The 15969-nt window shown below is 61.1% G+C and carries 17 protein-coding genes; 8 read left to right on the forward strand and 9 right to left on the reverse strand.

The genetic code is table 11. From position 1 onward, the window contains the following. The first annotated feature begins 32 nt into the window (after positions 1 to 32). Together IG629_RS07550 and IG629_RS07555 are read left to right on the forward strand one after the other, a co-directional pair. Positions 33 to 1235, forward strand: coding sequence for an OpgC family protein (locus IG629_RS07550; protein ID WP_193171364.1), 1203 nt, complete (start codon positions 33 to 35; stop codon positions 1233 to 1235). Continuing rightward, positions 1232 to 2104 (forward strand): alpha/beta hydrolase, encoded by an 873-nt coding sequence (locus IG629_RS07555; RefSeq protein ID WP_193171365.1) that lies wholly within the window; start codon positions 1232 to 1234, stop codon positions 2102 to 2104. The genes IG629_RS07550 and IG629_RS07555 overlap by 4 nt, the downstream gene beginning before the upstream one ends. 6 nt (positions 2105 to 2110) lie before the next feature. Here the strand turns inward: IG629_RS07555 and IG629_RS07560 are convergent, their stop codons facing one another. Continuing rightward, a complete protein-coding gene (locus IG629_RS07560; RefSeq protein WP_156901202.1) occupies positions 2111 to 2287 on the reverse strand; it encodes a hypothetical protein in 177 nt (58 codons plus the stop codon). Positions 2288 to 2475: 188 nt separating this feature from the next. Between IG629_RS07560 and IG629_RS07565 the strand changes: the two genes are divergently transcribed. Together IG629_RS07565 and IG629_RS07570 are read left to right on the forward strand one after the other, a co-directional pair. Further along, positions 2476 to 4014: an acyl-CoA synthetase gene (locus IG629_RS07565; RefSeq protein WP_193171366.1), complete on the forward strand. Its 1539-nt coding sequence runs from the start codon at positions 2476 to 2478 to the stop codon at positions 4012 to 4014. 40 nt (positions 4015 to 4054) lie between these two features. Further along, the gene (locus IG629_RS07570) at positions 4055 to 4948 is read left to right on the forward strand and encodes a dimethylarginine dimethylaminohydrolase family protein (RefSeq protein WP_193171367.1); all 894 of its coding nucleotides are present in this window, start codon (positions 4055 to 4057) and stop codon (positions 4946 to 4948) included. On the opposite strand, the gene IG629_RS07575 is transcribed toward IG629_RS07570, so the two are convergent. The 5 genes from IG629_RS07575 to IG629_RS07595 all read right to left on the reverse strand — a co-directional run bounded on the left by IG629_RS07575 (position 4945) and on the right by IG629_RS07595 (position 9051). After that, entirely contained in the window at positions 4945 to 5319 is a 375-nt protein-coding gene (locus IG629_RS07575; RefSeq protein WP_193171368.1) for a VOC family protein, read from the reverse strand. The genes IG629_RS07570 and IG629_RS07575 overlap by 4 nt on opposite strands. A gap of 32 nt (positions 5320 to 5351) precedes the next feature. Continuing rightward, complete coding sequence (locus tag IG629_RS07580) at positions 5352 to 6602, reverse strand: TIGR04372 family glycosyltransferase (protein WP_193171369.1); 1251 nt, start codon at positions 6600 to 6602, stop codon at positions 5352 to 5354. Between the two features lie 4 nt (positions 6603 to 6606). Beyond that, the gene (locus IG629_RS07585) at positions 6607 to 7524 is read right to left on the reverse strand and encodes a heme-dependent oxidative N-demethylase family protein (RefSeq protein ID WP_193171370.1); all 918 of its coding nucleotides are present in this window, start codon (positions 7522 to 7524) and stop codon (positions 6607 to 6609) included. Positions 7525 to 7530: 6 nt separating this feature from the next. Next, entirely contained in the window at positions 7531 to 8280 is a 750-nt protein-coding gene (locus IG629_RS07590; RefSeq protein ID WP_193171371.1) for an FKBP-type peptidyl-prolyl cis-trans isomerase, read from the reverse strand. A gap of 81 nt (positions 8281 to 8361) precedes the next feature. After that, the gene (locus tag IG629_RS07595; protein WP_193171372.1) at positions 8362 to 9051 is read right to left on the reverse strand and encodes a tetratricopeptide repeat protein; all 690 of its coding nucleotides are present in this window, start codon (positions 9049 to 9051) and stop codon (positions 8362 to 8364) included. Positions 9052 to 9584: 533 nt separating this feature from the next. Here IG629_RS07595 and IG629_RS07600 point away from each other — a divergent pair. From IG629_RS07600 to IG629_RS07615, 4 genes are all read left to right on the forward strand, one after another. Beyond that, a complete protein-coding gene (locus IG629_RS07600) occupies positions 9585 to 10079 on the forward strand; it encodes a GNAT family N-acetyltransferase (RefSeq protein ID WP_193171373.1) in 495 nt (164 codons plus the stop codon). 72 nt (positions 10080 to 10151) lie between these two features. Further along, positions 10152 to 11108, forward strand: a complete 957-nt coding sequence (gene speB, locus IG629_RS07605; protein ID WP_193171374.1) for an agmatinase — start codon at positions 10152 to 10154, stop codon at positions 11106 to 11108. Between the two features lie 95 nt (positions 11109 to 11203). Next, complete coding sequence (locus tag IG629_RS23010) at positions 11204 to 11446, forward strand: type II toxin-antitoxin system RelE family toxin (RefSeq protein ID WP_193171375.1); 243 nt, start codon at positions 11204 to 11206, stop codon at positions 11444 to 11446. A 12-nt stretch (positions 11447 to 11458) separates the two neighbouring features. Next, positions 11459 to 11848, forward strand: coding sequence for a helix-turn-helix domain-containing protein (locus IG629_RS07615; RefSeq protein WP_193171376.1), 390 nt, complete (start codon positions 11459 to 11461; stop codon positions 11846 to 11848). 65 nt (positions 11849 to 11913) lie between these two features. Here IG629_RS07615 and IG629_RS07620 read toward each other — a convergent pair whose 3' ends face one another. From IG629_RS07620 to IG629_RS07630, 3 genes are read right to left on the reverse strand one after another with little or no spacing between them, the layout of a single operon-like run. Next, complete coding sequence (locus tag IG629_RS07620; RefSeq protein ID WP_193171377.1) at positions 11914 to 13059, reverse strand: iron-containing alcohol dehydrogenase; 1146 nt, start codon at positions 13057 to 13059, stop codon at positions 11914 to 11916. Between the two features lie 5 nt (positions 13060 to 13064). Beyond that, positions 13065 to 14447, reverse strand: coding sequence for an aldehyde dehydrogenase family protein (locus IG629_RS07625; protein ID WP_193171378.1), 1383 nt, complete (start codon positions 14445 to 14447; stop codon positions 13065 to 13067). Positions 14448 to 14454: 7 nt separating this feature from the next. Next, positions 14455 to 15822, reverse strand: coding sequence for a glutamine synthetase family protein (locus IG629_RS07630; RefSeq protein ID WP_193171379.1), 1368 nt, complete (start codon positions 15820 to 15822; stop codon positions 14455 to 14457). Positions 15823 to 15969 lie beyond the last annotated feature (147 nt).

The raw sequence follows: 15969 nt of genomic DNA on the forward strand, positions 1-15969 counted from the left end.
TATGCGGTTTTCGCTGCCGGTGAGTGGAGACCATGACAGATCAACCGACCAAAACACGGCGGCAACGCGACCCGAGGCTCGATTTCTTTCGCGGAGTCGCGATGCTGATCATCTTCGTGGCTCACATCCCGCAGAATCACTGGTCGAACTTCATTCCGGCGCGCTTCGGGTTTTCCGATGCGGCCGAAATGTTCGTCTTCTGCTCCGGCTTCGCCGCGGCCATTGCCTTTGGCGGCACTTTCATCAAGGCCGGGTTCTGGCACGGAACCGGCCGCGTGCTTTACCGGATATGGCAGCTTTATACGGCTCACATCCTTATCTTTTTCCTGATCGCCGGGCTCATGCTTGCGGGGAATGCGACCTTCGCCGAGCCGGATTATGTCGGCCGGCTGAACCTGCATTTCTTCTTCAATGAGACACCGAAAGCCCTGCTCGGCCTGCTGACGCTGACCTATGTGCCCAACTATTTCGACATCATGCCGATGTATATGGGTGCCTTGCTGATGATCCCGGTCTTCATGGCTTTGGCGCGGGTCGATCCCCGGCTGGCCATTGTCTTCTCCGTCAGCGTCTACTGCCTGAACTGGATCTATGACGGCGGCCTGCCTGCCCATCCGGATCACGCGCACATCGAATGGTTCTTCAATCCGTTCGGCTGGCAACTGGTATTCTTCACCGGTTTCGCCATCTCGCGCGGCTGGCTCACCCCGCCGCCTTTCACCCGCACCCTGATGGCGGCCTGCACGATCTTTGTCGTGGCCGCCGCGCCGGTTTCCCACTGGTGGTTCTTCGTCGGCTATCAGGACAGCCTGCCGTTCCTCGCCGAATGGCGAGAGCTGACCTTGCCGTGGCGAGCCAAGACCGATTACGGCATCCTCCGCTTCATCCACTTCCTGGCGCTGGCCTATATCGTGGTCAACCTGGTGCGTGGCCGCGAACACCTGCTGCTGCACAAAGCCTTCCACCCGGTCCGTACGGTCGGTCAGCAGGCACTTCCGGTCTTCCTGCTGAACATGTGGCTGGCTCAGTTCGGCGGCATGGTGCTGGACCAGCTCGGCCGCAGTCAGGCGACCTGGGCGCTGGTGAACCTCAGCGGTCTCGCCATCGTGGTGCTGTTCGCCTATCTGGTCACGGCGATCAAAAAGGAATGGTGGAGGAAGGCAATAGAAACCCGCGCCACCAGACCGGTGGAGCGAAGCAGCCCGGCAAGCCCGGTCCTCTCCCCGGCAGAATGACGACCCGGCGCTATCTCATTCAGCCAACCGTCGCGCTTGTTGTCTTTCTTCTGACGGCAGCGAACGCTGGCGCCGAGCTCAGGGAAAGCCTCTCTGTCGAGAGTCCGGCGCTCAGCGGGTCGCTGAAATACTCACTGTTCCTGCCTGAAGACCGGAGCCCGTCCTTGCCGGTGCTCTATCTGCTGCACGGGCTCGGCGGCCATGAGCGCGACTGGCAGACGCTCGGTCAGATTGAACAAACGGCAACGCGCCTGATCCGGCAAAAAGCCATTCCGCCCATGGCCATCGTCATGCCGGACGGAGCGAACAGCTGGTATGTGAATTCAAAGAAGCACGGGCTGTATGAAGACGCCCTGCTGAAAGACCTGATACCGGAGACCGAACGGATCCATGGTTTTGGCGGCGACCGCTCCCGAAGGGGCATTGCCGGACTCTCGATGGGAGGATACGGAGCTTTCAGGCTGGCGTTCAGGCACCCGGATCAATTCGCGATGACAGCCGGTCTGAGCGCCGCGATCTTCCCGGATCTTTCCAGCAGGGATGATGTTTCCCGTCAGCAGATCGGCTTTTTCAAGGGGGTATTCGGTGAACCGTTCGACATCGTCGAGTTCAACCGGCAGAATTTCTTCGCGGATATCCGGTCATTGAAAGCAGCCAGCGAGAGACCGGCAATCTGGATCACCGTCGGGGACGATGACGGGTTCGGCCTCTATGAAGGCAATATCGCTCTGTACCAGGCGCTGAAACGGGCCGACATCCCGGTCGAGTTCCGGATGACAGACGGTAATCACACATGGCGGCTCTGGCGTTACGAAATAGAGAACGTCCTGCGCTATTACGGACGTATTCTGACCGCCAGGACCGAGTAGCCGTCTTTAGTTGGCCTGCATCAGATCCAGATCGAGCAACGCATCATCGTCATCGCTCAGCGACCAGTCGTCGCCCAGGACCTCGACCATCTCGCTGCCGTCATTGAACAGAAACGCCGCATCGAAAGCATCGTCGTTGCTGCTCAAACCGTAATCGTCTGCGTGTTTCGGAATGTAACGCATCATCTTCTCCTGCTTTTGACCGTTAGGCGTACGCTTCACTCACTCCCAAACTGATAATTCAGTCACAGCAATTGCCATGCCAGTTTTGGCTTAATTTTAGTGGTGATTACGAGCGGCGCTCTGGTCAGTCGACGCGACCTGCTGCTAGATTTCCCGCGGCCGACGCAAGATCGGCGGGGAGGACTTGGATGAATCAGGCAGCATTACTGGCGCAGGTCGCGCGGATCCATGGCGATCGACCGGCGATTTCCTATGGGCAGCGGGTCTGCCGGACCTATGCGGAACTCGGCGACCGTGTGTCCCGCCTTGCCGGCGCCCTGCGGGGTGAGCTCGACCTGATGCCCGGCGACCGGGTTGCGCTGGCGATGAAGAACGATCCGCTCTATCTGGAAATTCTCTATGCCATCTGGCATGCCGGGCTCGCCGCTGTGCCGATCAATGCCAAGCTGCATCCGAAGGAATTTGCCTTCATCCTCTATAACAGCGGCGCCAAGGCCTGTTTCGCGACGCCGGACGTCGCCGGGACGCTGGCTGACGTGAAGGCGGAAGCCCCTGACCTTGAGCACCTGATTGCCATCGATGATCCTGATTTCGAGGACTTGTTTGCGGCACCACCGGTCCCAGCCGCGACTGTCGACCCGGACGGGCTCTGCTGGCTGTTTTACACCTCCGGCACCACCGGTCGGCCGAAAGGCGCGATGATCACCCATCGCAGCCTGATGTTCGCCACCACGAACTATCTTGCCGACGTAGACCAGATCAGCGAGCAGGACTGCATGATCCACGCGGCGCCGATGAGCCACGGGTCCGGCCTCTACGCCATGCCGCATGTGGCACGCGGCGCGAACAACGTGGTGCCGCAGAGTGGCGGCTACGATGTCGAGGAATGCCTGGAGCTGATCCGGCACTGGCCCGGCGTCAGCTTCTTCTTCGCGCCGACCATGGTCAGCCGCCTGCTGAACCATCCGGGCACGGCCACCGCCGACCTCGCGAACCTTAAGACCGTCGTCTATGGCGGCGGACCTATGTATCTGGAGGATACGCTGAAGGCGCTGGAGATACTCGGCCCGAAGCTGACGCAGATCTACGGCCTCGGCGAAGCGCCGATGACCATCACCGGCCTGCCGAAATCCGCCTATCTGGACAGGGATCACCCGCGCTATCTCGCCCGCCTCGCTTCCGCCGGCTTTGCCCGCACCGGTGTCGAGGTCCGGGTGGTGGACGCGGACGGCAAGGAGGTGCCATACGGCGAGACTGGAGAGATCATCTGCCGGGGCGATATCGTCATGGGAGGCTACTGGCTCAACCCGGATGCGACGGCGAACACGCTGCGGGACGGCTGGCTCTGGACCGGCGATCTCGGCGCCATGGACGCAGACGGTTACGTCACCCTGAAAGACCGCTCCAAGGACATGATCATCTCAGGCGGCACGAACATCTATCCGCGCGAAATCGAGGAAGTGCTGCTGCGCCATCCGGATGTCTATGAATGCGCCGTGGTCGGCCGCCCGCATGCGGATTGGGGTGAGGAAGTCGTCGCTTTTGTCGTGCCCCAACCGGGACAGGAAATCGACACGGCCGAGCTGGACAAGCTTTGCCTCGACAATATCGCCCGCTTCAAGCGGCCGAAGGAGTACCGGCTGGTCACCGCCCTGACGAAGAACAATTACGGCAAAATCCTGAAGACAGAGCTTCGCGACTTGCTGGCGGCGGAAGCAGAAGGCTAAGCTGCCTTCTCCTTTCTCGACCTTCTTTCCGGATATTCAGATGACTTCTGGCTCGAACGCCTTTGCCGTTGCTTCCGAGTATGGCGTCCTCAAGGACGTCTATCTCTGCCGCCCCGATAATTTCCAGTGGTCCGACGTTGCCAAGGAAGACACCACCGCCAATGCCGTGGTCCGGGCGACCCTGCGCGACGGCGTTCCGTTCGACAAGGCGGCCGCCCTCTCCGGCTATCAGGAATTTATCGCCGCCTATGAAGGCGCCGGTGTCACTTGCCATTTCGTCGATACCGATCCGACTTTGAGCTACCAGATCTATACCCGCGATCCGTCCGTGATGACGCCGTGGGGCGTGTTCCTCGGCCAGATGTACCGCCAGCAGCGCCGGGGCGAAATCGCCACCACCTACCGGTTCTACGAAAAGCTCGGCATCCCGGTCTGGAACTGGGCGACAGCAGGACCAATCGAGGGCGGCGATATCCACCTGATCAAGCCGGGCGTTGCGGTCATCGGCTATACCGGCCAGCGCACCTGCGAGCCGGCGGCAAAACAGCTTCAGGCCTGGCTTCAGGCCGAGGGCTGGGAATGCCGCATCCAGAAATTCGCCGAACATTTCCTGCATCTCGACCTGCTCTACGCCACGGTGAACGACCGCCTCGCCCTGATGTGCCTTGAGGTGCTGCCGGATGATTTCGTCGAATGGCTGGCCGGACACGGCATCAAGCCGGTGCCGGTGACCTACAAGGAGGCGATGCTGCTGCAATGCAACTGCATGTCTCTCGGCAATGACCGGGTGATTTCCTCGAAGAGCGCCACGCGCGTGAACGAGGCCCTGCGCGCGGAAGGCATCACCGTGCTCGACCCTGATTTGTCGATGTTTACCCAGGCAGGCGGCGGGCCTCGGTGCCTGTCTATGTCGCTGCTGCGGGAAGCTGTTTAACGCGGAAAAGTCACCGCCTCGATCTTGTTGCCGTCCTGGTCACGGATGAAGGCGCCGTAATAGGTGGTCATCTGAGCCTGCCTATCCGCTGGCGCTCCGGCGTCGCGACCGCCTTGCGTTAGCGCTGCCGCGTGGAAAGCGTCCACGGCGTCCCGGGAGCTGGCACGCAGGCAGATATGGATTCCGGTTCCGTCTGGAACCGCTTCCATACCGGGGCGGAGATTGAGCCAGAATTCCGGGTACTGCTTGCCGAAACCGATGGTCCCCTCCCGCTCGGCCAGACGGGTGAAGTCTAGCGGCGCCAGGACCGCGTCATAGAAGATCGCACTGCGCGCGAGATCGGAAACGGCGATGGAGACATGGTCGATCATGGCCCGAGCCTAACCGGGCCCGGCCACTTGCGTCACGCAAGAAACCAAGGATTGAGCCCGGCCCAGCTAGCCGAAAGCGTGCCCATGTTATGAGCGTAGGCATAGACGTCGTTGCCTTGGAAACGGGCGATTTCATTGTCCCGGATCTGGTCTTCGTAGCTCTTGCTCATCGCGACGAACCGCGCGTTGGTCCCGTCATCCGGCACAGCCCCACCGTTGAGCCCTGCGTGCATTTCCTCTACCGCCGCCAGTACATCGTCCGGGGAACAATCCGTGGCCCGGAAGCCGTGTTCCGTATACCAGTCCTGGTCCGGAAGCGGCCCTGACACCAAGCGGTTCGGCAACATGCAGGAAAGCTGTTCCTCATAGGAAAGCGGTGATGCGCTGTCTCCACGATAGAGCGGCTTGAAGAGGAAAAGATCGCAGTCGAGATGGTGGCTCATCACCGTCGGCAGGAGGTTGGTGTTGACGCTCGGACGACCGAACGCGCGGGCCAGGGCTTCCGGGCCGGACTGACAGTTCAACGAGAAACTGCATGTGGCCATCAGATATATGTCGAGGAAATCCTCGGCGCGCGGATCATGGGCCAGATCAATCACCATCCCGGAGGGATGGGCGAACGGCTCCGAGTTCGCACCTCCCAAACGGAAAACCGTGTAACCGGCCTCGACCAGCCAATCGACGGCCGGACGGAAGTTTGCGGGGTCAACCGTGCGCAGCTTCCCGTAGGGCGCGCTGCCGGCATCATGCGCGTAGCCTTCCTCCCGCATATGCAGGGTGACGTAAGGGCTGCCCGGCTCCAGACCGATTCTTGAGAGCCAGCGTTCCCCCGCCGCACGCATTTCATCGTCGAGCTTGAGATGCACCAGCGGCTTCCGCGCCGCCCGATGCTGCGTATAGGCACGGTAGAATTTATGGGTATGCACAAGACAGAGATCGAACGGCCCCATCCGGACGATTCCCCGGTCGAGATCCCGCAGCAACAGCAAGGGCGCATGCTGGGTTTCCGCCATGCCGAAATCCCGGGCCAGCAGATCGTAGAGCGGGCGCTTCATCGTCGGCACAGCGCGGGGCGGTGTCAGCAGCACGATCCGGTCGTATTCAGGACCATAGAGCGAGGCGAGATAGTGCGGCTCCGGCGCCAGGTGGCCGATCGCGTCCGCATAGGGCATCGGGTAGACCAGCGTCCGGGCACCGTTCTTCAGATGCGGCTCCAGCGCGCGGCCAAGGAGTGTCAGCGTCTCCGGCTTGCGCAACTCGGCAAGCAGGGTTTCTGTATCCATCCGGTCAGGCAGCCCGTTCCATCAGATTTCCAAGGTATCCGTCCAGCGCCTCGCGGAACGGCAGCAGGCTCTTGTAGCGCTGCATACCCTCCGGCATGTCCGCGACGGCGCCGCGCAGGCCCATGGCGAGATCCGGCCGCGCCTCAAGCGAGGAAAGCGGATCGACGAAGGTCCGGATGGTGAACAGGATATCGCCGGATTCCGGCAGCCGACGCAAAGTCTGCCGTTCGACCCGGAGCCAGAGCCGGTCACCCGCATTCTCCGCCGTGATCTCAACCTGATCATCATTCCGGAACTTGCCACTGGTCTGAAACAAGGCCGGATCGTCGATAACGGACCAATTGAGCCGCACCACCGGTTTGTCCGCCTTAAGGTGGGTAAAGAACCGGTCGACCGGCTTTCCCAGCTTTTCGGCATAGCCGGAGACATGTTCATGGATGCCCATCATCGGCTGGCCGAGTTTCTCACCGAGCACCCAGCGCGCAGGGAAGCAAAGCGAGGCCGCATGCAGCACGTAGCCCTCCTCTCCCGGCGTCATCAGGCATAGATCCTCCTGCACCAGACGGCCGGCAAGATCGAGGGCATGATCGGTAAAATCACTGAGAGAATAGGACTTTCCGGTCTCTGGCACCCGGACCGTCCCCTCATCAAAGGTGATCAGACCGGGATGACAGCGCTCCAGATTATCCAGCAGCAGCATCAGCACTTCGCGCTGGGCAGGCTCGCTCCCCGGCAAATCTCCAAATACCGCGTCGTGCTGGCTGGCCAGCAACCGCTCTTTCTCTCGCAACTCCACCGCGCGGTTATGATCGACATCGAACCAGTCATTCAGGTCGAGCGCGACCAGCCCCATGGCCATCTGGAACTTACCGCTGGCATAAGGCGCAAACCGTGGCGCCTTGGTCTCCGTGATCGCATTCATCGCAGCTTACTTTTCCACCGGGTTACCGGCTTCTATCCAGTTATTCATGCCGGTCGCGTGATTGTAGACCTTCGCGTAACCGGCCTGGTCGGCCATGGCGCGTGCCAGCGCGAGGGAGCGCCGACCGCTGCGGCAGATCAGCACGACTTCGGCATCCTTGTCGATCAGCGCGCCGAGCGCATCCGGGAAGCTCGGGACAAACTGTCCGTTTCTGTCGAACGCCGTCAGCCGTTTCACACCTTTGATCGTTCCCGTCTCCGCCCATTCTTCGGGCCGTCTGATATCGAGAACGCTCACGCCCCTCTGCATCAGGCTCTTCAGCTCGTCATTTCCGATCGCCTTGAACTTCGGTGCCGAGACCGAGATCAGCTCCACCTCAAACCTCAGGGGTGCGTTCGGCGGGATCACACCGCCTGCCCCGCGTGTGCCATAAGCAAGCTTGGAAGGAATGACCAGTTCACGCTTGCCGCCGACCTTCATGCCGACAACACCTTGGTCCCACCCCTGAATCACACGACCGGCGCCGAGGGTGAAGGTGAAGGGTTGATTGCGATCGTGACTGGAGTCGAACTTGGTCCCGTCCAGCAGCCACCCCGTATAATGCACCGTCACCGATGCGTTCTCGGTTGCTGTCGTTCCAGTTCCCGGGACCATATCGAGAACTGTCAATCTATCCGGAGGGGATTCGTCATTCGCTTGCGCTGGCTGCCAGCTCAAGGCAAATGCCGCAATGGCGACTGCAATGAATTTCATCATCGGATCGATCCTCATACAACAAAGGTCGGGCATCAGGGTAATGGGACCTGCGGGCGAGTCCAACCGAAGCCGGGCAGATTTTTATTCGGGCAGTGTCATGCGCCAGGCTTCGGCGCGTTTCAGGGCTTCCGCCTGGCCCTTGTCTTCGAGCGCGCCACGGACGGCATGCATGGCCGGCGCAACACTTTCGGCATCCGCACGCTCCGCCAGGATGAGCCATTTCAAGGACTCAACGAGATCCTGTTCCACCCCGTCACCCCGGGCATAGAGAATGCCGAGCGGCAGGAAGGCCTGCCGGACGCCCTTGCCTGCGGAGATTTCATAGAGCCGGGCCGCTTCCTCGGGGTCGCGCGCGCCGCCCGCCCCGGTTTCCAGCATGACCGCATAATTGAATTCGGCTTCGCGAAGCCCGGCTTCGGCAGCAGTACCGAACCATTTCCGTGCCTCGGCGAGAGATCGTTCAACGCCCTGGCCTATCTGGTAGAGCACCCCAAGACGATATTGAGCGAGCGCGTAACCACCTTCAGCCGCTTTCTTGTAAAGCTCGACGGCCTGCGCCTTGTCCGCATCGCGCCGGCTGCCCTGCGCACCGCGCTCCAGGGCCAGCCCATAATAGAACTGCGCCTTGGCGTCGCCAGCTTCCGCCTGCGCGCGGTACCAGTCCATGGCTTCGCCATAGGTCTGACGCTTGCTGTCCGCCGCGAGGGACGGAGCGGAACACAGACAGAGGAACGCGCATGCTGCGAGGAGAGGCGGGAGTACCCGTTTCAAGGAATTTTCCGTCAAATCAGGGGATGCGAACGCCGTTACGGCGAAAGGGGCCCGGTCCCGGCGTTCGGACGCGGCGCCGGCCCCTCATATCCTACAAGGCGGTTCGCTTCCGAGCCATCAAGGGGCTGAGTGTAGCAATTAACCTTCCCGATTGTCCTGTAGCAGTAGCGGGGTTCCGGCGCAGGAGCCAGTTCCGGTTGCGCGCGCGCACTGGTTTCGAACGGCAAGTTGGCACATGCCGAAACAAAGAAACAAACCAGCAGTATCAGCGTTCGTACCGCCACCAAAGTATCCAATGGTTGGTCAAGTCACTCTGAATGTGACTTTTTTACCCGTATTTGGCAATTGAAAAGCGGAAAAGGCGAAGATGTGTCGCATCCCGCTTGCTCAACTATTTCAGAAGGGTCCGTGAATTGTCGCCGGAACGCTGCGGAGGATATCAATTATGAAGCCGGACTGGCCTCGCTCGCAAAAGGGCGTCGGTGATCGGTCAACACCCGGACGGCGGGATTTTTAGTGCCTGTGAGGACCCGATGCCTGAAAACATTTCCATGAACTTCCGGGATGCCCAGCCCGAGGACGTGAAGACGATCCTCGCATTGGTGAGCGCCGCCTATGCTAAATGGATCCCCGTCATCGGCCGGGAGCCGAAACCGATGAACGCCGACTATGAAAAAGCCTTACGGGAGCATGATTTTGCGTTGCTCTGTATCGGAGAGGAGATCGCCGGGCTGATCGAGACAATGACACGCGACGATCATATCTGGATCGAAAACGTCGCGGTGTCCCCGGCGCAACAGGGAATGGGGCTGGGCCGGCGGCTTCTCCAACATGCCGAAGAGATCGCCAAACGGTCAGGCCGAACCAAACTCTCCCTGCTGACAAACGCGGATTTCAAAGCGAACGTCACGTTCTACGAGAAGGTTGGATACGTCACCACTTCGACGGAACCCTTCATGGGCGGCACGACGGTCTACATGACCAAGACACTTGAAGGCGACGCTCAAAGCCCGACAGAGACCGACTAACCATTGCACCGCGGGGCATAATCGCCTGCAATGCCCTCACCGCTCATCGCCTCAACCCGCCGGGAACATCTCATGTCATCGCACGGATACGAAACGGGCCGCCTCAACCTGCCTTTCGTCGGCATCGCAACCTTCGGCAAATATCCCTACCAGCAGGACTGGGACGCCATCGAGGCGGATGTCGCGGTGCTTGGCGCGCCGTTCGACTTCGGGACCCAGTTCCGCGCCGGCGCCCGCTTTGGCCCGCGCAGCATCCGTGAGGCATCTACCCTCTTCTCCTTCGGGCACGGCGGCGCCTACGACCACGAGGATGACATCACCTATCTGCCGGCGGAGACCACCCGGATTGTCGATCTGGGCGATGCGGACATCATCCATACGGACACGGAGCAGAGCCACGCCAATATCGAGTTCGGCGTGCGCAAGATCCTGAAAGCCGGCGCCATTCCGGTGGTGCTGGGAGGCGATCACTCGGTGAACATCCCCTGCATCAACGCCTTTTCCGACGAAGAACCTGTGCACCTGGTGCAGATCGACGCCCATCTCGATTTCGTCGACGAGCGGCACGGCGTGCGCAGCGGCCACGGCAACCCGATGCGCCGGGCGGCGGAGAAGCCCTACGTCACCGGGCTCAGCCAGATCGGCATTCGCAACGTGTCATCGACCGCGCGAGAGGGATACGAAGACGCCCGCTCCATGGGCTCCGATATCCTCTCCGTCCGCCAGTTCCGCAAACTCGGTGTCGAGGGCGTGCTGGAACGCATCCCTGCCGGTAAACGCTATTACGTCACCATCGATATCGACGGCTTCGACCCCTCCATCGCCCCCGGCACCGGCACCCCGAGCCACGGCGGTTTTACCTATTACGAAGGGCTGGAACTGCTGGACGGGCTGACAAAGCGCGGGTCAGTGGTCGGCGTCGATCTGGTTGAGGTCGCTCCTGATTACGATCACTCCGGCAGTACAACGACCCTGGCGGCGCAGTTGCTGCTGAATTTCATCGGCCGGATTTTGCATCACCGTAAGTGAATTCCGAACCTAGTCGGCCAAAACACTCTCAAAACCGCTCATATACCGAATAGCGATACAGGCAATAACGCCAATCGCATTTAACGATATCGGTCATGAGCAAAGTCCAGTACACTGCCACCGCGCTGAAGCAAATGAGGAAACTGGCGCCGGAAACCCGAGAGCGGCTCCGGTCCAAAATCTCCGAATTTGCCGAAACAGGAAAAGGCGACGTCACGGCAATGCAGGGCGAGCCCGTATTCCGGCTCAGGGTTGGCGATTACCGTGTTGTCTTCAGCGATGGCCCAGCCGGCATTTCAATTTTGCGAGCCGGGCATCGCCGCGAAATTTATCGGTAGGACATCGTCAATATGAGCACAATCCAGATCATCACCTCACCGTCCGGCGAGCAAATGGTCGTCCTCTCCAAGGAGGAATTCGACCTGATGGCTGCCAATCAATTCGATGAGGATGCGGAAACCTTGCGCATCTATCGGGAATCCATGGCCGCCATCGAACGCGGCGACGATATCGCCTTGCCGGAAGCTGTCTGGGACCGGCTGGAAACGCACGAAAGCCCTGTCCGCGTGCTGCGGGAATTCCGCTCCATGACCCAGAAGAAACTGGCCGAGACCGCTGGCATTTCCCAGAGCTATCTTTCCGAAATCGAACGCGGCACGCGCGAGGGAACGCTCAGCACGATCAAGGCGCTCGCCAAGGCACTTGCCGTACCGCTGACGGTACTGACCGAGGATTACTAACCGCAAAAGGAAAAAGGGCGAGCCCGAAAGCTCGCCCCTTCCCTATTCATTATTCGTTCAACCCGTCAGATCGACTGCTTGAACAGTTCCGTCAGGTTTTTGACAGTCAGCTCGACCGGGTTGCCGCCGCAGCTCGGGTCCTCGATGGCCATGGCGGCCAGCTCGTCGATCCGGTCGGTGCCGACGCCGAGGGCGGACATCTTGTCGGGGATCGCGAGGTCCTCGCGCAGCTTCAGGACATACTCGAAGAAGCCGTCAAAGCCGCCGGAGATACCGAGATAGGCAGACGCTTGGGTCAGCCTGTCCTCGATGGCCGGACGGTTGAAGCGCAGCACCGGAGGCATGACCACGGCGTTGGTGGTGCCGTGGTGGGTATTGTAGACGGCGCCCAGCGGGTGGGACAAAGCGTGGATGGCACCGAGGCCCTTCTGGAAAGCCGTGGCGCCCATGGCGGCCGCACTCATCATGTGTGCGCGGGCTTCAAGGTCGGAGCCGTCCGCATAAGCGCGCGGCAGATACTCATTCACCAGCCGCAGGCCTTCGAGCGCGATGCCCTGGCTCATCGGGTGGTAATGCGGGCTGCAGAAAGCTTCCAGGCAATGGGCGAAGGCGTCCATGCCGGTGCCGGCCGTGATCGGCTTCGGCATGCCGACGGTCAGCTCCGGATCGCAGATCACCACGCTCGGCAGAACCTTCGGATGGAAGATGATCTTCTTCACGTGGGTTTCCGAATTGGTCAGCACACTGGCGCGGCCAACTTCGGAGCCGGTGCCCGCCGTGGTCGGCACGGCGACGTTCGGATAGATCGCGTCGGCGTTGGCGCGGGTCCACCAGTCGCCAATATCCTCATAATCCCAGACCGAGCCTTTCTGGTCCGCCATGAAGGCAACCATCTTGCCAAGGTCAAGGCCGGAGCCGCCACCGAAGGCGATGACACCGTCATGATTGCCCGCTTTGAAAACCTTGATACCGGCTTCGAGATTTTTCTCGTTCGGGTTCGGATCGACCGCCGAGAACATGGCGCGGCCGAGCCCGGCTGCTTCCATCAGATCGAGCGTCTTCGTGGTGATCGGCAGGCTGGCCAGCCCCTTGTCCGTCACCAGCAGCGGACGCTTGATGCCGGCGGCGGCACAGGCCTCACCGATTTCGGCAATACGTCCGGCACCGAAGCGGATCGCGGTCGGGTAGCTCCAGTTGGCTTTGATGCTCATTGCACTCAGGCTTTCTTAAGATGGTATGATTTTGGACGGGTCAGGTTCTGGAAACCGATGACGGACAGCGCGCCGCCACGGCCGGTATCCTTGCAGCCGGTCCAGCACAGGCCGGGATCGAGATAGTCGGCGCGGTTCATGAAGACGGTGCCGGTCTCGAGCTGCGCGCCAATGGCGGCCGCCCGGTCGGTGTCTTTTGTCCAGAGCGATGCGGTCAGGCCGAAATCGCTGTCGTTCATCAGCCGGATCGCTTCCGCGTCGTCCTTGACCTTCATGATGCCGACGACCGGGCCGAAGCTCTCCTCCCGCATCACCCGCATCTCGTGGTTCACGCCGGTCAGGATCTGCGGCATCAGATAGGCGCCGCCGTCATCTTCCGGGAACTGTTTCGGGTCGATCAACGGTGTCGCGCCGAGGGCGACCGCCTCCTTGGTTTGCTCACGGACCAGAGCGGCAAAGCGCTTGTGCGCCATCGGGCCGAGCGTAGTTGCCTCTTCCATCGGGTTGCCGAGCTTGTAGCCTGAGACGATGGCGACCGCTTTCTCGATGAAAGCGTCATAGAGGCTCTCATGCACATAGATGCGCTCGATGCCGCAGCAGCACTGGCCGGAATTGAACATGGCGCCGTCGATCAGCGTATCGACCGCCGCGTCGAGATCGGCGTCTTCCATCACATAGCCTGGATCCTTGCCGCCAAGCTCAAGACCAAGCCCGGTGAAAGTTCCCGCCGCCGCCCGTTCGATGGCACGGCCGCCACCGACGGAGCCGGTGAAATTGATGAAATCGAACTCGCGGGTACCGATCAGTGCCTCGGTCGTGCCGTGATCAAGGAAGAGATTGACGAAGAGCCCCTTCGGCAGCCCCGCTTCCTCGAAGGCGCGGACCATACGCTCACCGACCAGCAGAGTCTGCGTTGCATGCTTCAGCGCCACCGCGTTACCGGCAATCAATGCCGGAGCGACGGTGTTGATGGCCGTCATGTAGGGATAGTTCCAGGGCGCAATGACGAAGACCAGTCCATGCGGCTCCCGCATGATGCGGCGCTCGAACTTGTCCGAAGCCTCCACCACGATCGGCGCCAGCGCCGTTTCCGCAATATCGGCCATGTAGGAGGCACGCTCGTCGGTGCCGCCGAACTCGCCGCCATAGCGCACCGGGCGGCCCATCATGTGGGCCAGCTCCGGCACCATCTCGGCCTGCATCTCGCCGAGCCGGGCAACCCCGGCGCGGACGGTTGCGACCCGGTCGGCCAGCGGCCGTGCCGCCCAATCGCGCTGAGCGTCACGCGCCGCCGAGAGGATCTCGCGCGCCGCCGCCGGCTCGATCACCGGACGTTCCGCGAAGACGGAGCCGTCGATCGGCGAAATACACTGAAGCATCTTGGTCATTGAAGTGTCAGGCCCTTTCAAACCCGCGATTGACTTCCCAGTCAGTGACGCGGCGGTCATATTCCACCTGCTCCCAGCGGGCGGCATGGAGATAATGGTCGATCACTTCGTCGCCGAAGGCCGACCGCAGCATTTTCGATCCTTCGAGCGCGTCGGTTGCGGCACGCAGCGTCGCGGGGACCTCTGGGACGTTCGTGCCGCCATAAGCGTCACCCTTGAATTCGGGCTCCAGTGCCATCTTCTTCTCGATCCCGTCAATGCCCGCCGCGAGCAGCGCAGCCATGGCAAGATAGGGATTGAGGTCGGAACCACCGATCCGGCACTCGACGCGCACCGCCTTGGTGCCGTCGCCGCAAACCCGGAAACCGGCCGTGCGGTTATCCATGGACCAGACGGATTTGGTTGGCGCGAAGGTGCCCGCCACGAAGCGCTTGTAGGAATTGATGTAGGGCGCGAGGAAATAAGTCATCTCCTCGGCATGCGCCAGCAGACCTGCGACATAGTTCTGCATCAGCTCCGACATGCCGTATTTGGCATCCGGGTCGAAGAACAGCGGCGTGCCGTCGAGCGACCAGAGAGACTGGTGCACGTGCGAGGAATTGCCCGCATAGTCGTAGTGCCATTTCGCAAGGAAGCTGATCGCGTGGCCCTTGGCCCAGGCGATTTCCTTGCAGCCGTTTTTGATCAGCACATGCCGGTCCGCCATGGTCAGCGCCTCGGCATAGCGGACATTGATCTCTTCCTGGCCGGCGTCGGCCTCACCCTTGGAATTCTCCACCGGGATGTCGGCGCCGTGAAGACCGTTGCGGATGGCCCGCATCACCCCCTCTTCCTTGGTTGTCTGGAAGATGTGGTAATCCTCGTTATAAGGGCTGATGACATCGAGGTTGCGATAGCCTTGGGCGTGCGCTTCCTCGAAGCTCTGTTTGAACAGAAAGAATTCCAGCTCGGTGGCCATGAAGGCCTTCATACCCATCGCTTCCAGCCGGGCGACCTGCTTCTTCAAGATCGCGCGCGGCGAATGCGGAACTTCCTCGTGCGTGTGATGGTCGAGCATGTCGCAGAGCACCAGCGCCGTGCCTTCCAGCCAGGGAATGCGGCGCAGCGTGGAGAGGTCCGGCTTCATCGTGTAATCGCCGTAGCCCGCTTCCCAGCTGGTCGATTTGAAACCCTCGACCGTATTCATCTCCATGTCAGTCGCCTGGAGATAGTTGCAGCTGTGGGTTTCCTTGTAAGCACTTTCGCAGAAGAACTCGGCATGGAAGCGCTTGCCCATAAGCCGGCCCTGCATGTCGATCTGTGCCGCGAGTACGGTGTCGATTTCGCCGCTCGCGACCGCCGCGCGCAGTTCCTCAAGGGTGAGTTTGCCTGCCATGCCGATACCCATCATTCCTGTGTTCGGGGATGATCCCGGTGAGTGTCATCTGTCAGCGTCCAGGCCCGAAGGCCCGGGACGAGATCCGGCCGCCGTCTTCCCTTTCCAGGGCATCAGGCGGCCGGTATTCGTAACTCCCGAAAAGGG

Origin of the sequence: Nisaea nitritireducens (genome assembly GCF_014904795.1) — a bacterium.
In the GTDB taxonomy this organism is placed as follows: Bacteria; Pseudomonadota; Alphaproteobacteria; order Thalassobaculales; family Thalassobaculaceae; genus Nisaea; species Nisaea nitritireducens.

Coding starts and splice junctions, on each gene's coding strand:
- IG629_RS07560 (WP_156901202.1), bottom strand. CDS start 2,287: ATGCGTTACATTCCGAAACACGCAGACGATTACGGTTTGAGCAGCAAC.
- IG629_RS07585 (WP_193171370.1), bottom strand. CDS start 7,524: ATGAATGCGATCACGGAGACCAAGGCGCCACGGTTTGCGCCTTATGCC.
- IG629_RS07615 (WP_193171376.1), top strand. CDS start 11,459: ATGAGCACAATCCAGATCATCACCTCACCGTCCGGCGAGCAAATGGTC.
- IG629_RS07565 (WP_193171366.1), top strand. CDS start 2,476: ATGAATCAGGCAGCATTACTGGCGCAGGTCGCGCGGATCCATGGCGAT.
- IG629_RS07625 (WP_193171378.1), bottom strand. CDS start 14,447: ATGACCAAGATGCTTCAGTGTATTTCGCCGATCGACGGCTCCGTCTTC.
- speB (WP_193171374.1), top strand. CDS start 10,152: ATGTCATCGCACGGATACGAAACGGGCCGCCTCAACCTGCCTTTCGTC.
- IG629_RS07600 (WP_193171373.1), top strand. CDS start 9,585: ATGCCTGAAAACATTTCCATGAACTTCCGGGATGCCCAGCCCGAGGAC.
- IG629_RS07575 (WP_193171368.1), bottom strand. CDS start 5,319: ATGATCGACCATGTCTCCATCGCCGTTTCCGATCTCGCGCGCAGTGCG.
- IG629_RS07630 (WP_193171379.1), bottom strand. CDS start 15,822: ATGGCAGGCAAACTCACCCTTGAGGAACTGCGCGCGGCGGTCGCGAGC.
- IG629_RS23010 (WP_193171375.1), top strand. CDS start 11,204: ATGAGCAAAGTCCAGTACACTGCCACCGCGCTGAAGCAAATGAGGAAA.
- IG629_RS07620 (WP_193171377.1), bottom strand. CDS start 13,059: ATGAGCATCAAAGCCAACTGGAGCTACCCGACCGCGATCCGCTTCGGT.
- IG629_RS07555 (WP_193171365.1), top strand. CDS start 1,232: ATGACGACCCGGCGCTATCTCATTCAGCCAACCGTCGCGCTTGTTGTC.
- IG629_RS07590 (WP_193171371.1), bottom strand. CDS start 8,280: ATGATGAAATTCATTGCAGTCGCCATTGCGGCATTTGCCTTGAGCTGG.
- IG629_RS07570 (WP_193171367.1), top strand. CDS start 4,055: ATGACTTCTGGCTCGAACGCCTTTGCCGTTGCTTCCGAGTATGGCGTC.
- IG629_RS07580 (WP_193171369.1), bottom strand. CDS start 6,602: ATGGATACAGAAACCCTGCTTGCCGAGTTGCGCAAGCCGGAGACGCTG.
- IG629_RS07550 (WP_193171364.1), top strand. CDS start 33: ATGACAGATCAACCGACCAAAACACGGCGGCAACGCGACCCGAGGCTC.